We start from the raw sequence: 21532 nt of genomic DNA on the forward strand, positions 1-21532 counted from the left end.
TGTTCATGGTAAGACTGTCCAGACAGCGGTTTGAAACAAGAATTGGGAATTTGGATTTTGTTTTTTTGATTTTACCATTTGGTTTTCAACATTGGATTTTGTTTTTTGGATTTTGGTTCTTAACATTTGTGTGATGAATTTTCCAATAGAAGTAAAGAAAAGCAACGTTGCAGGCAAAGGTGCTTTTGCACAAAAAGCGATTCCTGCAAAAAGGAAACTCGGCAACATGGCGGGTGAAATTATCAGCTACAAAGAAGCGCAACGCAGGGTGAAGCAACAGCATGCAGGTGAATTGCTGATGGTGGAGTTTGATAACGATCCTGTGGCCTTGGATGCAAGTATCAACCGCAATGCATTATCCTACATCAATCATTCCTGCGATCCTAATACATATATGCGTCGTGCATACAGGCAGGTAGAGTTCTATTCAAAACGTGCCATCAAAAAAGGAGAGGAGCTTACCTGCGATTATGGTGAAACACATCATGATGGAAAATTACCTTGCAAATGCGGAGCGAAGAATTGCAGGGGATTTATTTAAAAGGTACAAGGCACAAGAAGAAACAAGGCACAAGCATGCAATAACAAACTGTGCTAAAAATGTGCAGGCTGAAATCTTGTTCATTGTCCCTTGTTTCTTGAACCTTGTTCCTTTTGTATTCTTCTTACCTTTACGGCATGACCAAGCTCTCCGTTAACATCAACAAATTTGCCACACTCCGCAACAGTCGTGGTGGTAACAGACCCAATGTTTTGCAAGCTGCCATTGATGCACAAAGATTTGGTGCCGATGGTGTAACTGTTCATCCCCGCCCCGATGAGCGACATATCCGTTATGATGATGTGCGACAGATCAAACAGATCATCACTACTGAATTTAATATTGAAGGCAATTGCCGTGAGCAATCTTTTGTTGACCTGGTATTGGAAGTAAAGCCGCATCAGGTAACACTTGTGCCGGATACATTAGGCCAACTCACCAGCGATCATGGTTGGGATACTATTCAAAATAAAAAGTATCTCATTGATATGATCGCCGTGTTTAAAAATGTCGGTATCCGTACGTCCATTTTTGTTGATCCTGAAATAAGAATGATCGAAGGAGCAATGGAAACAGGCACCGATCGTATTGAACTTTATACCGAAGGTTATGCAAAACGCTATGCGGCTGATCCTCGTGAAGCCGTGCAGCAATACCTTGTTGCGGCTACACGTGCCCGTTCGATGGGCTTGGGCATTAACGCCGGTCATGATCTTGATCTGCACAATCTGCATTACCTCATTCAAACTATTCCCTGGATCGATGAAGTGAGTATTGGTCATGCATTGATCTGCGATGCATTGTATTTAGGATATGAAAATGCCATTCAATTGTATAAACGTCAGTTGAATGTGGAATAAGTTTGAAGTTTCAAATGTTTTCGTTAAAAGTTAAGAGTTACGTGTACTCATCATCTTTCCGTCTTACTGCCTTCCAGTCAAAAAAACATTTAATCTCATTTATATGTCAAACATTAATCTCATTATCGAAGAGCGTGCCGTTAACATCGGAAAATTTATGGTAGGCAGGTTGTTGCCATTCCGTCAAAAAAGAATGGTGGGCCCATTTATTTATATCGATCATATGGGTCCTGTTCAAATGAACGAGCGGGAAAATGTTGATGTATTTGCACATCCGCACATCGGGTTGAGCACACTTACGTTTTTGTTTGAAGGAAGTATGATGCACCGTGACAGCATTGGTACAGAAATGGAAATAAAACCCGGCGCTGTTAACTGGATGACGGCTGGCAAAGGCATCGTTCACTCCGAACGTACACCTGAATACCTGCGCCATTCAAGCAAAACCATGCACGGCTTGCAGATATGGGTGGCATTGCCAAAAGAGCTGGAGCAAATGGAGCCTGAATTTTTTCATATTGAAAAAGAACAGATACCTGCATGGGAAGAAAATGGGTTGCAGTATAAATTAATTGCAGGCGAAGCATGTGGACGAAAATCGCCGGTGCCCGTTTACAGCAAGTTGTATTTGATCGAGATCAAAAGCTCAACTACACAAACCGTGAAATTAGGAAGTGAATTGTATGGCGAATCGGGTTTGTATATACTCGATGGAAGTATTGAAAGTGAAGGCAATTTGTATGAACCCAAACGCCTGCTCGTAGCAAAAGACAGCAAGCTCTGCGAGTTTACCATTACAGCAGGCAGCAGTATTTATATTTTTGGTGGTGAGCCTTTTGCTGAAGAACGTTTTATCGATTGGAATTTTGTTTCATCAGACAAAGCACTTATTGAAGAAGCAAAACAAAAATGGATCGCTCAGGAGTTTGATAAGATAAAAGGAGAGGAGAACGATTTTGTTCCTTATCCGGCACCGAAGAGATAACCGGCCGTTATGGGCTAAGTGTTATGAGTTATGGGTACTCATCACTCATCATTGATCACTCATCGCTTGAACGATCACCCGTAACCTATAACCTTTAACTCATAACTTATCATCCATTTCCCCATTTCGTTCATCATTTACCTCATTACATACATGCTATGGTAGTGCAGCAGTCGAGCGCAAATTAGTTTTGTTGAAAATAAACCATCATGAACTATCTTTTGCCTCATACCATCGAAAATGTACTCGGCGAAAAGCTTGTATTCCTTGCAACTGAAAAAGGAGAGGAAGGCGATAAGCTAATTGTTGAAAATTTTGTTGATCCCGGTTTTGGCCCCATTATGCACACACATTGGTTGCAGGATGAATGTCTTACAGTAGTAAAAGGACGCATTGGTTATTTGGTAAAAGGCGGCACAGAGCAATTTGCAGGTGAAGGCGAAACTGTATTATTTAAACGTGGTGTGGCGCACCGTTTCTGGAATGCCGGTGATGGCGAATTGCATTGCAAAGGATGGATTTATCCTGCACATAACATTATGTTTTATCTCACCTCCATCTTTGAAGCACAAAACAAATCGGGCAAAGCACAACCCGAAGTATTTGATGGGGCTTATCTCATCACCCGTTATAAAACAGAATTCGACGTAGATATAATTCCTCGGTTTGTAAAAAAAGTGATATTGCCCGTTACTTGTTTCATTGGCAAAGTGTTAGGCAAGTACAAACATTTTGAACATGCTCCTGCTCCGGTAAGAAAGTGAGTTTCGATAGGTTACGGGTTACAAGTTATGAGTTAAGGGTGCTCATAAACTGCAACCTTTAACTCATCGCTTTTTATAACATCGTTGGCACAGGTGTGCAAGGAATATGTTTTCGTAACGCCGCATCGACTGCCCGGGAGCTGGTGCAACCGACCACTGGATTCAAAATAAATAAAATATAAATCGAATAGTACACCTTGTGAAATCTCCGCAGACAAATCCAACAAAATAGTTTGCTAACTTTAACCACGATGACAGCAGGTATTTTAAATACAATCGGGCAATTCACCGGTTTTGACTGTGAGCTTTTTGAGAACCATACAACAATACAAAAGCTTAACAGAAACGAGCTCTTATTAAAAGAAGGCGAAGTTTGTACCTCTTTCTATTATGTGCTGCAAGGTGCATTTGTTCAATTTCAAATGAAGGATATTGATGAACAGGTGATTGATCTTCACTTGCAGCATGAATGGATGTTTAACCAGGAAAGTCTTACCGGGCAACTGCCTTCAACCACCAACATAAAAGCATTTTCTGAGTCTGAAATACTGGTTTTAAGCCTCAACAGCTTTCATGCTTTGTGTGCCCGCTCACAGTCTTTTTTGCAATTTGGAAAAATCCTGAACCAGACGAAATACAGAACTTCTCTTTACGATAGTTCACTAAGTCCTTCAGATAAATACAGGTTTATCAATTCGGCCAAACCCGGGTTAACAACAGTTTTTCCATTAAAACTGATTGCCTCTTATCTTAAAGTAACACCTGAAACGTTAAGCAGGGTAAGAGCTGCCAGTTAAATTTCTTGATCAGAATCAAGTGATGGTTTAAAAAGTATTTACAACCTTTGAAAAAAAAATATGCTCACTGCTATCATCGCCAAACTGCCGATGCGTAACAAAACTGTTACCCAAAATTATTTTGTAAACAAGTTAGGTTTCAAATATATTGGAAGCGACGACTTTGATCATTATCTCATTGTAGAGAAAGACAATTTACAAATTCATTTTTTTGAGTTTAAAACACTCGACCCTAAAGAAAACTACGGGCAGATATACATACGTACAAACAATATAGATGAATTGTATCAGTCTTTATTAAATAATAAGGTTGACATTCACCCCAATGGTCACCTTGCAAACAAACCCTGGCAACAACGTGAATTTTCTTTACTTGACCCCGATAATAACTTACTCACTTTTGGGCAAAGCCTGTAAATAATAAAACGTACACAGTCTTTAGTCTTTTACTATTGTTGACTGGCAAGCCCAAGTAACTTCTCACCCTTGTATTGTGCAACAAGCCACAATACAAGCCCTCAACATTATTTGTAACTTTAAGAAAGGGACACTTTATCGTCAGCCCAATTGAGGATTGGCTAAACAACTTTTCAGGAAATAAGCCTGATATTTCAGACAATTCTTAATAGGAGAAGACCTGCTATAGCGTCTCTTGGCATCCAAAATTCACAACAAAAAAAACTGCCATGACACACGCATCCAGTAACAATCAAAAAAAAGAAACAGCAAGGGTTGAACTCTTTAGTGATGGAGTATTTGCAATTGCCATTACTCTTTTGGTGTTGGAATTGATTCAGATATTGCACCCCGGAACTGAAACAGATCTTTTAACAACCTGTTTCCATCATTGGCACTCTTTCCTTGCATTTTTTATTGGGTTTATTACCATACTTGTTTGTTGGATAAATCATCATGTTGCTTTTGAGTATATTCAGAAAGTGGATACAAGGTTTCTGTGGGTAAATGGATTTTTATTGTTTGTTGTAACATTTACACCATTTCCTACGGCTATATTGGCTCAGTACATGCAAACAGAAAGTACCGTTGCGTTAGCGGTGTTTGGATTTAACTACATATTAATTTCAATTGCAGCAAACGGCATTTGCCAGTATGCGTACAATCATCACTTAATTGCAGAGGAGGACCGCTCTTTTTTTAATTCATACAGGTTAATTTATCGTTACAGTATTTTTTATAATATACTGGCGTTCTTTATTTGTTTCCTTTCTACCTGGGTTGCGGTGTTTTTATACATTTTTCTGTTTGTCTTGTTTGCCCGGCCCAAAGAATTGGCATTGCAGCTTCAAAAAATAATTAAGAGACAGAAGAGTAAATCAAAAGCAAAAGAACCGCCACAAAATGGAGAAGCTGAAAATGTGGTCGCCGGTATGGAAGATGATATCAACGGCCCAATTTAATGTATTCAGGCACAAAGTTTTTTTCCGTTGATGGTTAATACAACGGAAAGGATCAGCTGTTCAGTGGTTTTAAGAAAGTAAAGTGTGAAAACATGTTTCGTTATCGTACTTTGTAACGAAACATCTTAAACATGAACAGTATAACCGATGAACAATTGCTGGAACAGTTTCAGCAAATTGAAGACAATTTCAACGCTGCAGTAATCAGCAACCGTGTTGATGATATAAAAAAATGCATAACAGGGGATTGGGTGCTGGTTGACAGCCAGGGCGGAATTATACCACAAGAAGGATTCTTTAATGTGCTTGAAAAAGGATTGCTTTCTCATACAACAATGACAAAGAAAATATTAAGAGTAAAACTTTACGATAACATTGCCTTGGTAACTGGTCGGGGACAGAATACCGGAACATGGCAAGGGCAACCAATGGAAGCAGATGAATGGATCACCGATGTTTATAAAAAAGAAAATGAACGGTGGCTTTGTGTATTAACTCATTTAACGCCGGTAAAAAAGTAGGTTCACAAATGAAATAAGCCCGTGTTTTCATTGTTATCATTTAACTTTAGTAAACATTGCCTGCAATCAAATAATAACCAATGAAAATACATGCAACATGAAATCAATCATCGTCCTTTTATTCTTGTTTTTGAGTTCCGCAGGTTTTAGCCAGGATGTAAAGTCAGACTTCAGCCATATTGAAATTATCATAGATTCAGCTTCGTTTGAAAAACTGGTAGCAAACGATTTTATCAGAACTAAACTGGCTCCTTTTACTTATGACACCATGATGCTTTCTCCGCTGGTGCTCAGCTATTATATTTATGGACAAAACAATTTCATTCATTTCAATCCTGCAAGGGGCTATTTTGCTACCCAACGTGGAACGGCCTACGTGATTTTTCAAACCCGAAGGCCGGGACAGGGGAGACTTTTGGAAAAAGCGTTTCGGGAAGTTGCCGCCGACTCAATTGTTTTGTATGATTTTGAAGGACCTGGTTTTACATTGTCGGAAGTTGTGTATACTCATCACGACCGGATAAGTAAAAAGAAGCAGAATAATCTTATACCAATGTTGAGTTCGTACTCTGTTGATACCTATCGTAAATGGGGCTTTGGTGATTCTGTCGAAGTGAGCATGAAACAGTTTCTTGCAAGAGAGCCGGTAAAAGAAAACAAACTGTTTGAAACTATTGTTTCCATTGAATTAGTAATTACACAAAAAGAACTGCAGGATCTTATACCTGTTTTAAAACTTGCCGGATACCGTAAAGAGAGAAATAAGTTTATAAAGACCAATGAGCCAACTATTTCTTATGTGGTGAATAATACAGTTAATATATCAAAGGTTAAAAAACTCACAGTAAGACTTTCTGAAGATGCGGGTAACAAAAGCTTCAACTTTGGCAAAATGAATTTGCTCATAAAGAAAAGCAGTGCGGTGTTTACTTTTGACTAGACATTTGTTTCTCCTTTTAATTGTGTCTTAACGAAACATGTTTTTCAGTTCACATCATTTCTTATATTAGCTTACTGTTGTTTTAGTGCGCCCGGTAAATATTCAAACCCAATCATCTTACTGCATGAGAAGAAATTATTTTTTCTGGGCCAGCTTATTTTTGCTGTTTCTGTCGCTGGTTGCGTTTTCAGATAATCTGTTTTACGATGTGGGGCAAAAGAGTAACAGCGATCCAAAATTCATCATTCATGGCTTGTTTTTTCTTGCGTGGTTTATTATCCTGGTAATACAAACAGGATATATACGAAAAGGAAATTACAATGCACATCGTACACTCGGCATAACAGGTATGTTGATAGGTTTGGGTGTAATCGTCAGTACTTTTTATGTGTTTGTAGCGGTGTATAAGGGGTGGTCGGTAATGCCTTCTTATGTAAAAGCAAACAGGTTCTTCACCATAAGTTTTGCTGTTCTTATTTTGCTGGCTTATATCAATCGTAAGTATGGCGTAAAGCACAAACGGTATGTTTATGTGGGAACACTTTATGTATTGGGGCCTGTGCTCGACAGGGTTGCCGCAAAAATGATGATCGATACGGATGCGGGTTTTGTATTATTTGAAACCATTATCTGGAATACGTTGTTTATTTCACTGTTTGTATATGATTGGCGCACGCTCAGGAAAATACATCCCATCAGTTGGATTGGCTACATCTGGTTTTACATGGTGTGGACACTTGCCAGCGTACTTTAGGTGATTGTTGTTCTGTTGCTTAACGGTTATCTTCTCCGACTAACCGTTTTTATTCCCAAGCTTGAAACGTATCATGGGCTTATTTCCAGCTCATTAAGGTTAAGGAGTGTAGAATTAATTCCTCAGATAAAATGCAGGTTACTTTACCTGAGATAGTATGAGTATGGCATGGTTTTGTTAAGTCTTAGGTAAGATTATTCACTAAAAATTAAAACAATGAAAGTTTCAACAAGCCTGAAGTATGCATTCTCTGCACTGGTGCTGTTCCTCGTTAACATCGCCTTATATGCACAGGAACGAAAAGTAGATGTGGATATAGATCTCGATAAAAATGAGGCTCAATGGTATAGTAATCCGATTGTTTGGGTAATTGGCGGCGCAGTTTTTATCCTGCTGCTCGTTGCGCTTCTTCGTGGTGGAAAAGCGAAAGGTTAAGAGGGTCATTTTTTATTATACAGTTATCAGATGATCAAATGCCTGTTATAACAAACAGGCGTTGATCATTTGATTGAATTTTATCGTGCATTAATTAAACTTAAAGACCAATAAATTATGGAATCAGAAATTCTTGAGTTAGAAAAAAAGTATTGGCAGGCAATGGAAGATCACGATTTTGATACGGTGAAAAAGCTCACCCGTTTCCCTTGTATTGTTGCCGGTAAAAACGGCGTTCAAAGTGTTGATGAAGCTGCATTTAAAAATATGTTTGAGTCTGGCAGCAACGCAAAAATAAAAGTGCTGAATATTTCCAATGTCGAAAGCCAGGCGGTTAGTAAAAAAAGTGCTGTGATTGCTTATCATGTTGAACTTGGAACGGCATACGATGTACAGGGCCCGTCAATGAAATGTGCCTGCACGTCAACATGGACAAAAGAAGATGACGGATGGCTTTGTGCGCTTCATACAGAAGCCGAGTTAGCGCAATAGCTATCTAGTTAATAAAAAATCCTCGCTGGCGTTGAATGATCTTGCTAAACATTTGCGCCAGGGAGTACTATAGATAAAATGGAATTGTTAGTGAGGAATAATACCTACGTCAACAAGAGTTCTTACAACTTACAATTCAGAACTTGTACTTTTATTAGAACTATCCTCCGGTTTGTCCTGTTCTGATTTTTATTTTCTTCTTGCCCGCATTCTTTTTTTCGTAATCGAGAATCTCTTTGGGTTTTACTTTTTCTTTGGGCGTATCTTTTTTAGTAGTGTTTGCATCAGCAGGATCGTTGGGATCTTTTTTAATAATGCCGTTTGCTGAACCAGTACCATCGTCCAGCTTGCCAAGGATAAAGTTTTCCTTACGTAACACTTTGCCTGAGCCCGGTTCATAGATTGTCCAGAAACCATGCGCTACTGAAGATGCTTCCAGCTTTACTTCCACGAGATATACTTTCTTAGGATCGTTCACATCATACACTTCAATTGTTTCAGTTGGTTTCTCCGGATTTTGAGCAAGCCAGCTTTCTTCACGAATCATATCGCCCATGGCATTAAAGTATTGTTGTTTACCGTGCTTGTTTCCCCAACGGTAAAATTCAATGGCTAATACATCGCCCATAAGTGTGTACACACGCCACGGGCCTTCTTTCTTTCCATTACGGAATTCGCCTTCTTCTTCATAACCAGGTTCGCCACGCACTTCTTCATATCGCACCACCCATTTGCCTTGCTTCAGGTCTTTCATGTCGGTGCAATTCAATGTATCGCCCTTAACACTAATGGTATAGTCCTTACATTGTGCTGAACCGTTCATCCAAAAAAGCAACATCGCCACAACAGTTAAGGCGGGTATTCGTAAGTTTGAAAGGTTGAATAGTTGATTCATTTGTCTATTTTTCATTTGATTTCGGACAGATAATACTGATCGTTTTCGGTATTCTTCAAAAAAACATGAGATTAAAAAACCAAAGCTGTATGCTCCATTACAAAACGATGGCAATGTTCAAAAATTGCCTGATCAAAGTTACTCCCGTTCTCCCGTTTCTGCTCTTTGTTCTTACCAGTAATGCACAAATTAAGCCAACCCCTGCCGAAGAAAGACTGAAAGGCATGGAGTTGCGAAAGCAAATGGAGAAGAAATCTTTGTTAAAAGATGCAAAATTCCGCAATATCGGTCCATCCGTGATGAGCGGAAGGGTAAATGATGTGGAAGTAAATCCTGAAGACCCAACAGAGTTTTATGTGGCTTATGCCAGCGGAGGCTTGTGGCATACAAAGAATAACGGACAATCATTTACACCCATTTTTGATAATGAAGATGTAATGACCATTGGGGACATTGCTGTGAAGTGGTATGGCAGTCGTGTGATTTGGGTGGGTACAGGTGAAGTAAACAGTAGCCGTTCATCTTATGCAGGTAATGGTGTATACAAAAGCAGCGATAATGGTAAAACATGGGAATACCTTGGTTTGCCCGAAAGTCATCATATAGGTAAAGTGCAATTGCATCCAACCGATCCTAATACTGCTTGGGTGGCGGCATTAGGTCATTTATATTCGGCCAATAAAGAACGTGGTGTATATAAAACAGTTGACGGTGGTAAAACATGGAAACTCACGTTGTCAATTGATGATAACACCGGTGCAGTTGAAATGGAGATGAATCCAAACAACCCGAATGAATTATATGCGGCCATGTGGCATCGTACACGCCGTGGCTGGTTGTTTACAGAGAGCGGACCAACAAGCGGTATTTATAAAAGTACTGATGGCGGTAATACCTGGAGCAACATTACAGCACCGGGCAGTGGTTTTGCAGAAGGGAAGAAGCTTGGTCGTATTGGGTTGAGTGTGTATGCAAAAAATCCAAACATTGTTTATGCCGTCATTGATAATTACAATCCATTGCCTGATACTGCAAAGAAAAAGCCGGTGAGTGATACTGTTCTTCAACTCACCGATTTTAAAACCATGACGGCTGATAAATTCCTAGGTCTTGATGATAAAAAACTGGATACGTTCATGCGTAAGCAACGTTATCCTGCAAAATATACCGCAGCATCTGTAAAAGAAATGGTTCGTGCGGGGAAAATTCAACCCATTGCTATGTGGGATTATTTTGATGCAGGTGATGATGGTTTCAGCAACGCAGGTATTAAAGGTTGTGAAGTGTACCGTAGTGATGATGCAGGTAAAACATGGAAACTGGTGAATAATAAATTGCCGCAGGTGTTCAGCACGTATGGTTATTACTTCGCAAAAATTTATGTGTCGCCAACAAATCCGGATAAAGTGGTAGTGCTTGGTGTAAATGCATGGATGAGTACTGATGCAGGTAAGACCTTTAAAAATATTGAAGGAAGAAATGTGCATTCCGATCATCATGCATTGTGGATCAATCCCAAAAAAGATTCACACATGATCAATGGTAATGATGGTGGTATTAATATAACCTATGATGATGGGGCAAACTGGTTTAAAGCCAATTCAGCGTCACTTGGCCAATTTTATGCCATTACGGTTGATGATGCAAAACCTTACAATGTATATGGTGGCTTGCAGGATAACGGTACATGGTACGGCCCAAGCAACAACCGTGAAACAGTTGACTGGCACGACAACGGCAGCTATGCGTTTAAATCAATTGGTGGTGGCGATGGCATGCAGGTGCAGGTTGATACAAGAGATAACACAACTGTTTATGCAGGATCACAATTTGGTGCTTACAGCCGTGCAAATAAAAACACGCCGTTTATGGGTCGTGTAAATGTGCGGCCGCAACATGAGCTTGGTGAAAAGCCATTACGTTTTAACTGGCAATCACCCATTCTTTTATCAAAACATAACCAGGATGTATTTTATTTCGGCACAAATCGTTTTCACCGCAGCTTTAATAAAGGCGAAAACAGTGCTAACCTCAGCAACGATCTTACAGGTGGGAAAAAAGAAGGCAATGTTCCGTTTGGAACATTGGTCACCATGAGTGAATCGCCTTTGCGTTTTGGGTTGATCTATACAGGTAGCGATGATGGGTTTATTCACGTAACAAAAGATGGTGGCTATAGCTGGAGTGCGGTACATAGCAAGCTTCCAAAGAATGTACAAGGGCTTTATGTTAGCCGTGTGATTGCATCGAAATTCAAAGAAAGCAGGGTATATGTTACGCTGAACGGTTACCGTAACGATCATTTTGCAGCATGGGTATTTGTAAGTGAAGATTACGGTACTACCTGGAAACAACTGTTTACTGATCTGCCTGCCGAACCGGTGAATGTAATTCGTGAAGATCCAAAGCAGGAAAATCTCCTGTATGTAGGAACCGATCATGGATTATATGTATCGTTCGACGGGGGTGCAAGCAGCATGGCATGGATGAGCGAGTTGCCTCGTGTAGCGATTCATGATATTGCGATCCAGGAAAGGGAAAATGAAATTGTGTTGGGTACACATGGCCGGAGTATTTATATTGCTCCCCTGGGTGAGGCACAAAAACTGGCTGCCGACAAAGCCTATCACGACAAGAAAAAGGCAGATTTAAAATAACATTAATCGCCATTTGTCATTCAGGCAACAATATTGCTGGTAATTTGTTTTATCTTGAAACTCTAATAAAAAACAGAAGAACATGAAACGTATTTTCAGTTTAATGACCGTTTTCGGTTTGTTGCTTTCCATTACAGCTTGTGCACAAAATCAAACAAAGCCTAGTCCGCCTGCATCAACAGAGTTCAAAGCGGGTGGTGCAAACATTAAGATCAGTTACAGCGCTCCTTCGGTAAAAGGAAGAGAGATTTGGGGTAAGCTGGTTCCTTATGGCGAAGTATGGCGTACAGGTGCTAATGAAGCAACCGTATTTGAAACCGATAAGGATATTAAAATAGAAGGTAAAACATTGCCTGCCGGTAAGTACGGACTGTTTACAGTGCCGGGCAAAGATGAGTGGGTGATCGTTTTCAACAAAACATGGAAACAGTGGGGCGCTTACCAATACAAAGCAACAGATGATGCTTTGCGTGTAACGGTTAAGCCAACCGCAGGTGACATGACTGAAACACTTAAGATCGATGGCGCCGCCGACGGTGTTACCATCAAATGGGAAAAATTAAGTGTACCATTTAAGATTTCACAATAAGTATAAACCATCAATGTGTGATCGATCCCCTGAGCAATCGGGGGATTTTTCATTTCACAGCTTATCCACAACCAGCAAGGGTTTCAATGCTGCACTGTAATTAATGAGTAGTTTGCACGGGAATGAAGGATTCGAGGAACATATTGCTGGTGATCGTTTCACTATGTTTGATTGGCACATGGGTTTATCATCTCTACGATAAAAATAAATATGCCAATACTGATGTGTTGCTGCCCGTGAAAGATTCGCTTGCTGAGCAAACAAAAGTGAACGATTCATTGCGTGTTGCTTATAATGGTTTATTGCGCCAGATCGATTCATCACGTACCGCAGCGGTTGTTGATACTGCATTTGTTCCGCTTGATTCAACCAGGAATGCTATTGATAGTTTACGTAATGAAATTGCTTCAATCCTCGCCATCAACAATATCACCAAGGAAGATCTGCGCAGGGCAGAGGAAAAGATAAAACAATTGCAGCAGCGGTTATCTTCTTCAGCTTCAACGCCTGTAACTACTTCAACTGAAATAAAGAATACAACGTCTCCGGCAACAAATCGTGTAGAAACCATCAGTAAACCAATAGCAGAAGATCCTGTGTTTACAGCATCGGCCATCAGTTTCAGAGCAATACAATCGGGTAAGGAACAGGTAACGGCCAATGCAGATGCAACAGGTTATTTCAGCATTGCCTGCACGGTTCAAAACCCCACAGCTTCATTCAGCGATACGGAAGTGTATATGGCGTTGATCGATCCTTCTGGTGATGTGGTACAGGATGATCCCTGGCAATCAGGTATGCTCACTACTTCTAACAACGATCGTATTCCCTATACCCGCAAAGCAAAACTTTCTTATGCAAAAGGTGATGCAAGCCGCATCGCAATGAATCTGAAACTGTCTGCGTATGATAAAGGCATGTACAGTGTGCAGTTCTATCATAATGGAGTTAGGATTGGACGCACAAACCTGCGATTGAATTAGATCAGCTTTTCACTTAATCACATTTTTTTCACAGTTGCTTAAATGCGTTGCATTAATGGGTACAACAGAGTTCCTTTGTGTTACTTTTACCCAAAGTACAACTTACATTATGTTGAAGAAGCAAGTTTTGTTACTGGTGTCCCTCGTTATTACGTTGGGTTATCAGTCATCTGCTCAAACCAGCACCCAAACTAAATATACAAGTGTTCCTGATCTTTATGCGGGCATTGAAGTGGGATCGAAAGGAGTGAAGCTGAGTGTGATAGAAATGAAAAAAAATAAGGAGACAGGTAATAGTTTTTCCATTGTTAAAGACACTTCTTTCAATACTGACTTCATTTCCTTTACACAACCAACCTTTGATGCAACGGCTACAAGTTTTGCCGGAATGTTTCAAACAGCAGTTACAAAGTTTAATATTCCATCAAAAAGAGTGTTTACTGTTATAAGCAGCGGTGTAAAGATGCAGGCAGAAAAAGAGAACAAAAAAGAATGGGTAGAGAAACTTATCAAAGAATTCCGTTCTAAAGTAAATGAACCAACACGTAAGGTTGAAGTGGTGGATGTGCAGCAGGAAGCAAAATTATCCCACCAGGGAATTGTGCCTGCAAATCGTCGTTACAACACTTTTCTTATTGATATTGGCAGTGGTAATTCAAAAGGTGGTTTCTTTCCTTATGGTAATGATAGCTATTTCTATCTCTTTCAATTATCATGGGGTACAAAGAGTACAGCCAATGCCGCAGAAAAAATGTGTGGCGATGATAAGTCGCATGAAAATTACACACGCCAGTTGTTGCGTGTAGCAGCAGGTGCCGAAAATACAGAGATCGCCTATACGGTTAATACGAGTGGCAGCTATCCTGTGAGCGATCATATTGCATTCAGTGGTGGTATTGCCTGGGCAACTGCAACGTTGTTGTATCCCGAATTAAATAATAACCCTGTAGTACCGGTTACTTATGAAGATGTGGAGCGTTTCCATAAACGTGTTACAGAAAATTATTCTTCCTTCTCTGAAAGCTATTTAATGAGCAAGCTCACAAATGGCAAATGGGATAAAAAACTTATTTCATCTGAAGTAAAGCGTGTGCATGGAGTGTTCGATCAGCGTTCACTCATGGCCGGTAGTGCATTGCTGCTGCGTATTATGCGCCAGTTCAAATCGGTGAACGAAGCCAAACAATTTTATTTGATCAAAAACGGCCAGGTAGGCTGGGTATCAGCATATGTTGATAATGCTGTTGATTAATGTGTACTTCTACTCCATTATATAAAAGCTCCGGCATTTGCCGGAGTTTTTTTTATTTAGATTAAACCACATTGTCATTTGATGGTCTATGCATCCAACCTTTGTATTACCTCGTTAAATAGAAAGGCATTTAATCCGTCACCATAACAATCCTTAATAATAGTTTGGCATGGTGTTTGGCAATCATCAAAAAAATATGTTTATGAAAATCAAACTTCTTTGTCTTGCTTTTTTTGCTGTAACGATCAGCAGTGTGTCAGCGCAAAATTCTTCAGTATTTATTAAAGCCGGTTACAACCTTGCGAATATCTCTATCAGTGAGGATGGAGATGTTGATGAAAACAGGGCGTTGTCAAGTTTTCATGTGGGACTGCAAGGTGATATCTCACTTATTAAAAACATTCTTTCTATTCAACCTGGATTGATGTTTACAGGTAAAGGCTCAAAGTTGCAAACAGGTGAACCTGGTCAGAATGGCTATTTCCGTTCAGTTGTGAATCCTTATTACATTGAAGTTCCTGTAAACGTAGTTCTGAAAGCGCCATTAGGTGGTGATGCAAAATTCTTTGTTGGTGCAGGTCCTTATGCCGCTGTGGGTATAGGTGGCAAGAGAAAACTGGATTATCAGGTAATTGGTATTGCGTATAACAGAACTGATAAAATTGAATTTTCAGATGATGATCCTACAACACAAGGTGAAGAGGGCTCAGGTTATGGAATCCTTCGTCGTTTCGATTATGGTTTAAATGGAACCATTGGTTTTGAAGGTGAGAAAGCAATGCTCTCAGTGAATTATGGATTGGGTTTAGCAAAACTTCAATCAGGTGCTGATAATAATGTTGATGAAAAAAATAAGCATAGAGTTCTGAGTTTTACGATCGGTTTCCGTTTGTAATAACCTGCCGGACTGAGAAGGGCGCATTGCTTAGCAATGCGCCCTTTTATTTTACCGCTGAGGAGATGATTATAATTGATGCGAATGATAGACTAGCTGATAATATTATTACAGTTGCCGATATATTTACTATCGACTTGTAACTACCGGCTTTCGTTTTTCTACTTCTTAAATTTGTTCTTCAACGCTGCCAATGCATCATTTACACTCAAGCTGGTTAAGTCTTCTTCTTTTTTGAACCTTGTTGCCGGGCCGTGTATCTTGGGCCTTGCACTTCGGGCAGGTGCTTCCTCTGTTTGTTTGATGGAAAGTGCAATACGCTTACGTGCAATATCAACTTCCACAACTTTCACCATCACTTTATCATTCAGTTTTAATTTTTCTGCGGGGTCAGTAATGTAATCATGTGAAATTTCAGAAACATGAACTAATCCATCCTGCTTCACGCCAATATCAACGAATGCACCGAAGCGTGTGAGGTTGGTAACCATACCGGGTATCACCATTCCGGGTGTAACATCTTCAATCTTAAAAATGTTAGCATATTCAAATGCTTGTGCTTCGCTTCGTGGATCAAGTCCCGGTTTCACCAATTCTTTCAGGATGTCGGTTATAGTTAATTCACCAATTGTTTCGCTCACATATTTTTTTGCATTGATCTGTTTAATTGTTGCTTCGTTGCCGATTAGCTCTTCCACTTTCAATTGCAGATCATTCGCCATTTGCTCAACAACAGGATAAGCTTCGGGATGCACGGCGCTTTTATCCAATGCGTTCTCGCCATCATTAATGCGTAAGAAACCTGCGCATTGTTCAAATGCTTTATCGCCAAGCCTTGGTACTTTTAATAATTGTTTACGTGACGTAAATCGACCTATCTCATTTCTATACTTCACAATGTTTTCTGCAATGCTGCTGTTGATACCACTCACATAACTCAGCAAATGTTTACTGGCCGTATTTAAGTTTACACCCACCTGGTTCACGCAACTTACTACTGTTTGATCAAGTCGTTCCTTTAAACGCATTTGATTAACATCGTGCTGGTATTGACCAACACCAATACTTTTCGGATCGATCTTTACCAATTCAGCCAACGGATCCATTAACCTGCGACCAATACTTACAGCACCACGTACCGTTACATCTTTATCTGGAAATTCTTCACGTGCAACTTCACTTGCACTGTAAACAGATGCTCCATCTTCATTCACCAAAAAGATAGGCAAGCCAAGATTTAATTTTTTAATGAATTGTTCTGTTTCTCTTCCTGCTGTGCCATCACCTATAGCAAATACTTCTGTCTGGAATGCTTTCACCAAATGACGGATGGTCATTTCAGAGGTATAAAGCTTGCCAGGCTCATGAATAAAGATGAGATCAGTTGTTTGGAGTTCACCTTTTTCATCTAAACACACAACTTTACAACCTGTTCTGTAACCAGGATCAAGTGCAAGAATTCGTTTGCTGCCAAGCGGACTGCTCAACAAAAGCTGACGTAAATTTTCTGCAAATACGGTAATCGCTTCTTCATCGCCTTTTTGTTTTAACTGCGAACGGAATTCTGTTTCAAGACTTGGTTGCAGTAAACGTTTATAAGCATCTTTGATCGCTTTCTTCACGTGTGTAGTGCTTTCGCTCATGCCTTTTACATATTGCGCATCGATCAATTCAATTGCCAACTCTTCTTCAGGTTCAATGCTCATTTTCAAAACACCTTCTGTAAATCCACGAAGAATCGCAAGGATACGATGTGAAGGTATTTTATGTACAGGCTCACTGAAATCAAAATAATCTTTGAATTTTACACCTTCTGTTTCTTTGTCTTTCATCACGGTGCTCTTCACCAATGCTTCATCTTCAAAAAACTTTCGGAGTTTGGCACGCACATTCGCATCTTCATTCACCATCTCGGAAATAATATCTCTTGCACCTTGCAATGCATCTTCTGCCGTTGCTACTTTTTCATTGATGAACGTTGCTGCCTGTTCATTAACGGCAATATCTTTTTGCTCAAGTAATAACAAAGCCAATGGTTCCAAACCATTTTCTCTCGCCGTTTGTGCTTTTGTTTTGCGTTTGGGTTTGTACGGGAGATAAATATCTTCCAGTTCATTTAATGTAGTTGCTTTATCAAGCTTAGCTTGCAAAGCGTCTGTCATCTTTCCCTGTTCGGTAATTGTTTTTTCTATAAACGTTTTACGTTCAGTAAATTCTTTCAGGAATTTTGCCTGATCCTGTATTTGTTGAATAGCCACCTCATCCAGGTTGCCGGTCTTATCTTTCCGGTATCGGGCAATAAAAGGAATCGTTGCTCCTTCGTTCAATAATTCTATCACAGCCTCGACCTGCTGCACTCGCAGGCTCAGCAAACCTGCAATCTTTGATGAAAATTCTGTCATTCTTCTTCAGTTAAACTTGTTTAAAAGGGGATGCAATATAGCTGTGCTTCAGTAGAAAAAAAATTTGTTCATTTCAAACATTAGAACAAAATAATAAGTAAAGTTCAGTGACATGATTATGACAAAACACATGCAAAATAAAGTGGTTATGTAAAAAACGTACAAGTGAGGTTTCGTTCAACCCGACTTTTTTACCACTCTTCAAAACAAACAAGTTAAAACGCAGCATCACATAAACATGTGTTGTCAGTTAATTCATAGTGTACGTTATTCGCACACTTTTAATTGATCTTAACAAAGAGAGGATCAATCAATTTATTAATCACATCAAAACCTTATCATTCATGACAAGAGAAAACCTCAGGGTTCTCTTTGCATTTGTGATTGGTCTGTTCTCCGTTGCCTTTGTGCAGGCACAAACAGTAACGGGGAAGATCACATCACAAACAGGAGAACCACAACCTTTTGCTACAGTACAGGTAAAAGGTACGCAAACCATTACTACTGCAGACGCACAAGGAAATTTTTCAATCAAAGCAAAACAAGGTGATGTTTTAATTTTCACTAGTACTTCTTTTGAACGTAGAGAAGTACCTGTTGACGCAGCAGTGATGAATGTAACGGTAACAGCCACTTTTAATGCATTAAAAGAAGTGGTGGTAACAGGTTACAGCACACGTTCAAAAAGATCTAACATTGGTTCGGCGTCAACAGTTGTGATCGACGACATCCGCACACAACCCATTGCATCATTCGATCAAATTCTGCAAGGTCAGGCACCGGGATTAAATGTAAAAACAGGTTCAGGTCAACCTGGTCGCAATGCAGATGTGATCATTCGTGGACGCACATCTGTAAATGGTTCTGTTGATCCATTATACATTGTTGATGGTATAGAAGTAAGAGCCGGTGATTTCAGCACTATGAACCAAGGTGATTTTGAAAGTGTGTCTGTATTAAAAGATGCAGCATCAACAGCAATCTATGGTTCACGTGGTGCAAACGGTGTTATTGTTGTTACTACCAAGAAAGGCAGAAGTGGAAAAGTTCGGTTTGCTTACGATGGCCAAATTGGCGTTTCAACATTACCAGAGAACAAGTTGAAACTGATGAACACACAGGAGAAACTTGATTTTGAAATGAACATTGCAGGTAATCCATGGGGATGGTCGCCTGCAGAAGTTGCTGAGTTCCGAAATGTGAATACAGATTGGAACGATGCTGTTTTTCGTGATGGTAAAATGCAGTCGCACCAGATCAGCGCAAGCGGAGGTAATGAAAAAACGACATTCTATACCTCATTCAATTATTTCGACCAGGAAGGTGTAACCATCAACACTGGGTTAAAACGTTACAACGGACGTTTGAATCTTTCACACGCAGAACGTAATATCAAGTTTGGCGTGAACTTAGCTGGTGGCTGGTCAAAATTCAGAGGAACATTTGAAGGTGATCAAAGTATTGGTTCGCCTTTGAATACAGTTATCTGGGCATTGCCTTACGAGAAAGTTTATAATGACGACGGTACTTATGCAGGTTCGGTACAATTCCCGTTCTGGTTAAACCCGGTTGAAGAATTAGTTGTCAATGGAGATAACAGCTGGCAATTAAAATCAACAGGTAACGTGTTTGTAGAATACAATATTCCATGGATCAAAAATCTTACCTATCGATTAAATGCGGGTGGTGATTATTCTCAAATCGAAGGATTTGGTATTACAAAGAATGGTACACAATCGGCTCAGCAAAATGCAGCATTCGGAAGTGCATTTGCAGGCGAAGGTGCGTTGGCAAGAAGCCTCGACCGTCGTTTCCGTACAACGATCACCAATAGTCTTACATATAAAACTACATTTGGTGAAAATGATGATCACGAGTTAACTACTTCTTTGTATACTGAATACATCCGACGCAAAGGACGCAGTTTCAATTTTACCGGTTATGGTTTGTTGTTGCCGTTTGATAATGAAGCTGGTCTTGTTACAGGCACTGCTGCCAATGGATATATTCCAGTTGTTGGTGGCGGCTTTCCTGAAAACAGTTCTTTGCTTTCTTATTTTGGAACAGCAGATTATTCTTTCCGCAACAAATACTTTCTTTCACTTTCCGGAAGAACAGATGGCTCATCACGTTTAAGTCCTGCAAATCGTTGGACGCAGTATGGTTCAGTGGGTGCAGGTTGGATCATTTCAGAAGAGAAATTCTTTAATTTAAATGCGATCAATTACCTCAAGTTAAGAGCAAGTTTCGGCGCAGTGGGTAATCAAAATGGTATTGGTGAATTCCCTTATATACAACAGTACGGACGTGGCACTTATGGCGGACAGGGTACGTTAAGTATCAACAGTCTTGGAAATGCTGAACTTACCTGGGAAAAAAGAAGAACAGCAAACGTTGGTGTTGAAATAGAATTCTTAAAAAGCCGTATCAGAACATCCGTTGAGTATTATAACAGCTTAACAACAGGTTTATATTTCCAACCTACTGTACCAGGTACAAGCGGTGGTAACGGTACTATTCTCGCAAACAATGGAAGTATGGAGAACCAGGGGATTGAAGTAAATCTTTCGCTCAAAGTTATTAACGCAAAAGATTTTAAATGGACAATTGATGCAAACTATGCATACAATAAGAACACTATTAAATCATTACCAGATAATCAAACCTTCCAATTGTATAAGAGCTTCCAAGCATTGCAGGTAGGCAAACCATTGAACAGTTTTTATCTTGTACAATATGCAGGCGTTAATCCTGCAAATGGTAATTCGCAATATCTGAAGGCTGACGGTAAAACTATCACAGAAGATTATGATGCAAATGATCTTACGGTTTTAGGAACAAGTGATGCGCCTCATAACGGAGGTCTTACAAATACATTCAACTTTAAAGGATTGGAGCTTTCTGCTTTCTTTGTTTATTCACAAGGCAACTACGTGTACAACAATGCCCGCTTCAATGTTGAGTATTATGCATACACCACATCAGGTTTTGCACGCAGCGGTTTAACTGCCTGGACAACTCCGGGACAGCAAACAAACTTCCCTCGGATTGATGAAGCTACACAAGGACAAACAACACGTTTCTTAGAAAAAGGCGATTTCCTTCGCTTGCGTAATGTGATGCTTTCTTATTCATTACCGAGAAGTGTAACGGAAAAACTGAAAATACAGGGACTGCGTTTGTTTGTGCAGGGCCAGAATCTTTACACATGGCATAAGTTCCAGGGATGGGATCCGGAAGTTTCAACAATCGTTAACTCCGACGCTAATTCAAATGCTGCTGTAAGTGGTGCGCAATACCCATCCTTACGTAGTGTAAACTTTGGTTTGAATTTAAATTTTTAATGAACGAA

General features: G+C 39.8%; 20 protein-coding genes. 18 read left to right on the forward strand and 2 right to left on the reverse strand.

Features of this window, described 5'->3' with window-relative positions; all coding sequences use genetic code 11:
• Positions 1-133: 133 nt before the first annotated feature.
• From WG954_RS15265 to WG954_RS15320, 12 genes are all read left to right on the forward strand, one after another.
• Positions 134-541 carry an SET domain-containing protein gene (locus WG954_RS15265; RefSeq protein WP_340437549.1) on the forward strand — a complete coding sequence of 136 codons (408 nt, stop codon included), beginning with the start codon at positions 134-136 and terminating at the stop codon, positions 539-541.
• A gap of 137 nt (positions 542-678) precedes the next feature.
• Positions 679-1401 carry a pyridoxine 5'-phosphate synthase gene (locus tag WG954_RS15270; protein WP_340437550.1) on the forward strand — a complete coding sequence of 241 codons (723 nt, stop codon included), beginning with the start codon at positions 679-681 and terminating at the stop codon, positions 1399-1401.
• Between the two features lie 103 nt (positions 1402-1504).
• Positions 1505-2386 carry a pirin family protein gene (locus tag WG954_RS15275; RefSeq protein WP_340437551.1) on the forward strand — a complete coding sequence of 294 codons (882 nt, stop codon included), beginning with the start codon at positions 1505-1507 and terminating at the stop codon, positions 2384-2386.
• Between the two features lie 209 nt (positions 2387-2595).
• Positions 2596-3150 (forward strand): cupin domain-containing protein, encoded by a 555-nt coding sequence (locus WG954_RS15280; RefSeq protein WP_340437552.1) that lies wholly within the window; start codon positions 2596-2598, stop codon positions 3148-3150.
• A 251-nt stretch (positions 3151-3401) separates the two neighbouring features.
• Positions 3402-3947: a Crp/Fnr family transcriptional regulator gene (locus WG954_RS15285; protein WP_340437553.1), complete on the forward strand. Its 546-nt coding sequence runs from the start codon at positions 3402-3404 to the stop codon at positions 3945-3947.
• Between the two features lie 60 nt (positions 3948-4007).
• Positions 4008-4364, forward strand: a complete 357-nt coding sequence (locus WG954_RS15290) for a bleomycin resistance protein (protein WP_340437554.1) — start codon at positions 4008-4010, stop codon at positions 4362-4364.
• A 269-nt stretch (positions 4365-4633) separates the two neighbouring features.
• Positions 4634-5365 carry a TMEM175 family protein gene (locus tag WG954_RS15295; RefSeq protein ID WP_340437555.1) on the forward strand — a complete coding sequence of 244 codons (732 nt, stop codon included), beginning with the start codon at positions 4634-4636 and terminating at the stop codon, positions 5363-5365.
• A gap of 131 nt (positions 5366-5496) precedes the next feature.
• Positions 5497-5886: a nuclear transport factor 2 family protein gene (locus tag WG954_RS15300; protein ID WP_340437556.1), complete on the forward strand. Its 390-nt coding sequence runs from the start codon at positions 5497-5499 to the stop codon at positions 5884-5886.
• A gap of 97 nt (positions 5887-5983) precedes the next feature.
• The gene (locus WG954_RS15305) at positions 5984-6826 is read left to right on the forward strand and encodes a DUF5829 family protein (protein ID WP_340437558.1); all 843 of its coding nucleotides are present in this window, start codon (positions 5984-5986) and stop codon (positions 6824-6826) included.
• Positions 6827-6950: 124 nt separating this feature from the next.
• Complete coding sequence (locus WG954_RS15310; RefSeq protein ID WP_340437559.1) at positions 6951-7580, forward strand: hypothetical protein; 630 nt, start codon at positions 6951-6953, stop codon at positions 7578-7580.
• Positions 7581-7796: 216 nt separating this feature from the next.
• The gene (locus tag WG954_RS15315; RefSeq protein ID WP_340437561.1) at positions 7797-8015 is read left to right on the forward strand and encodes a hypothetical protein; all 219 of its coding nucleotides are present in this window, start codon (positions 7797-7799) and stop codon (positions 8013-8015) included.
• 117 nt (positions 8016-8132) lie between these two features.
• Complete coding sequence (locus tag WG954_RS15320) at positions 8133-8507, forward strand: nuclear transport factor 2 family protein (protein ID WP_340437562.1); 375 nt, start codon at positions 8133-8135, stop codon at positions 8505-8507.
• Positions 8508-8667: 160 nt separating this feature from the next.
• Here WG954_RS15320 and WG954_RS15325 read toward each other — a convergent pair whose 3' ends face one another.
• The gene (locus WG954_RS15325; protein WP_340437563.1) at positions 8668-9402 is read right to left on the reverse strand and encodes a toxin-antitoxin system YwqK family antitoxin; all 735 of its coding nucleotides are present in this window, start codon (positions 9400-9402) and stop codon (positions 8668-8670) included.
• Positions 9403-9491: 89 nt separating this feature from the next.
• Here WG954_RS15325 and WG954_RS15330 point away from each other — a divergent pair, with 89 nt between their 5' ends.
• From WG954_RS15330 to WG954_RS15350, 5 genes are all read left to right on the forward strand, one after another.
• The gene (locus tag WG954_RS15330) at positions 9492-12059 is read left to right on the forward strand and encodes a VPS10 domain-containing protein (RefSeq protein ID WP_340437564.1); all 2568 of its coding nucleotides are present in this window, start codon (positions 9492-9494) and stop codon (positions 12057-12059) included.
• Positions 12060-12141: 82 nt separating this feature from the next.
• The gene (locus WG954_RS15335) at positions 12142-12648 is read left to right on the forward strand and encodes a DUF2911 domain-containing protein (RefSeq protein WP_340437565.1); all 507 of its coding nucleotides are present in this window, start codon (positions 12142-12144) and stop codon (positions 12646-12648) included.
• A 122-nt stretch (positions 12649-12770) separates the two neighbouring features.
• The gene (locus WG954_RS15340; RefSeq protein WP_340437566.1) at positions 12771-13631 is read left to right on the forward strand and encodes a DUF8428 domain-containing protein; all 861 of its coding nucleotides are present in this window, start codon (positions 12771-12773) and stop codon (positions 13629-13631) included.
• A 109-nt stretch (positions 13632-13740) separates the two neighbouring features.
• Positions 13741-14883, forward strand: coding sequence for a hypothetical protein (locus WG954_RS15345; protein ID WP_340437567.1), 1143 nt, complete (start codon positions 13741-13743; stop codon positions 14881-14883).
• Between the two features lie 202 nt (positions 14884-15085).
• The gene (locus WG954_RS15350) at positions 15086-15778 is read left to right on the forward strand and encodes a porin family protein (protein ID WP_340437568.1); all 693 of its coding nucleotides are present in this window, start codon (positions 15086-15088) and stop codon (positions 15776-15778) included.
• Between the two features lie 161 nt (positions 15779-15939).
• On the opposite strand, the gene WG954_RS15355 is transcribed toward WG954_RS15350, so the two are convergent.
• Positions 15940-18180, reverse strand: coding sequence for a Tex family protein (locus WG954_RS15355; RefSeq protein ID WP_340437569.1), 2241 nt, complete (start codon positions 18178-18180; stop codon positions 15940-15942).
• Between the two features lie 344 nt (positions 18181-18524).
• Here WG954_RS15355 and WG954_RS15360 point away from each other — a divergent pair, with 344 nt between their 5' ends.
• Positions 18525-21524 (forward strand): SusC/RagA family TonB-linked outer membrane protein, encoded by a 3000-nt coding sequence (locus tag WG954_RS15360; protein WP_340437570.1) that lies wholly within the window; start codon positions 18525-18527, stop codon positions 21522-21524.
• The last annotated feature ends 8 nt before the right edge of the window (positions 21525-21532 follow it).

It is taken from the genome of Lacibacter sp. H375, from assembly GCF_037892425.1.
Taxonomy (GTDB): domain Bacteria; phylum Bacteroidota; class Bacteroidia; order Chitinophagales; family Chitinophagaceae; genus Lacibacter.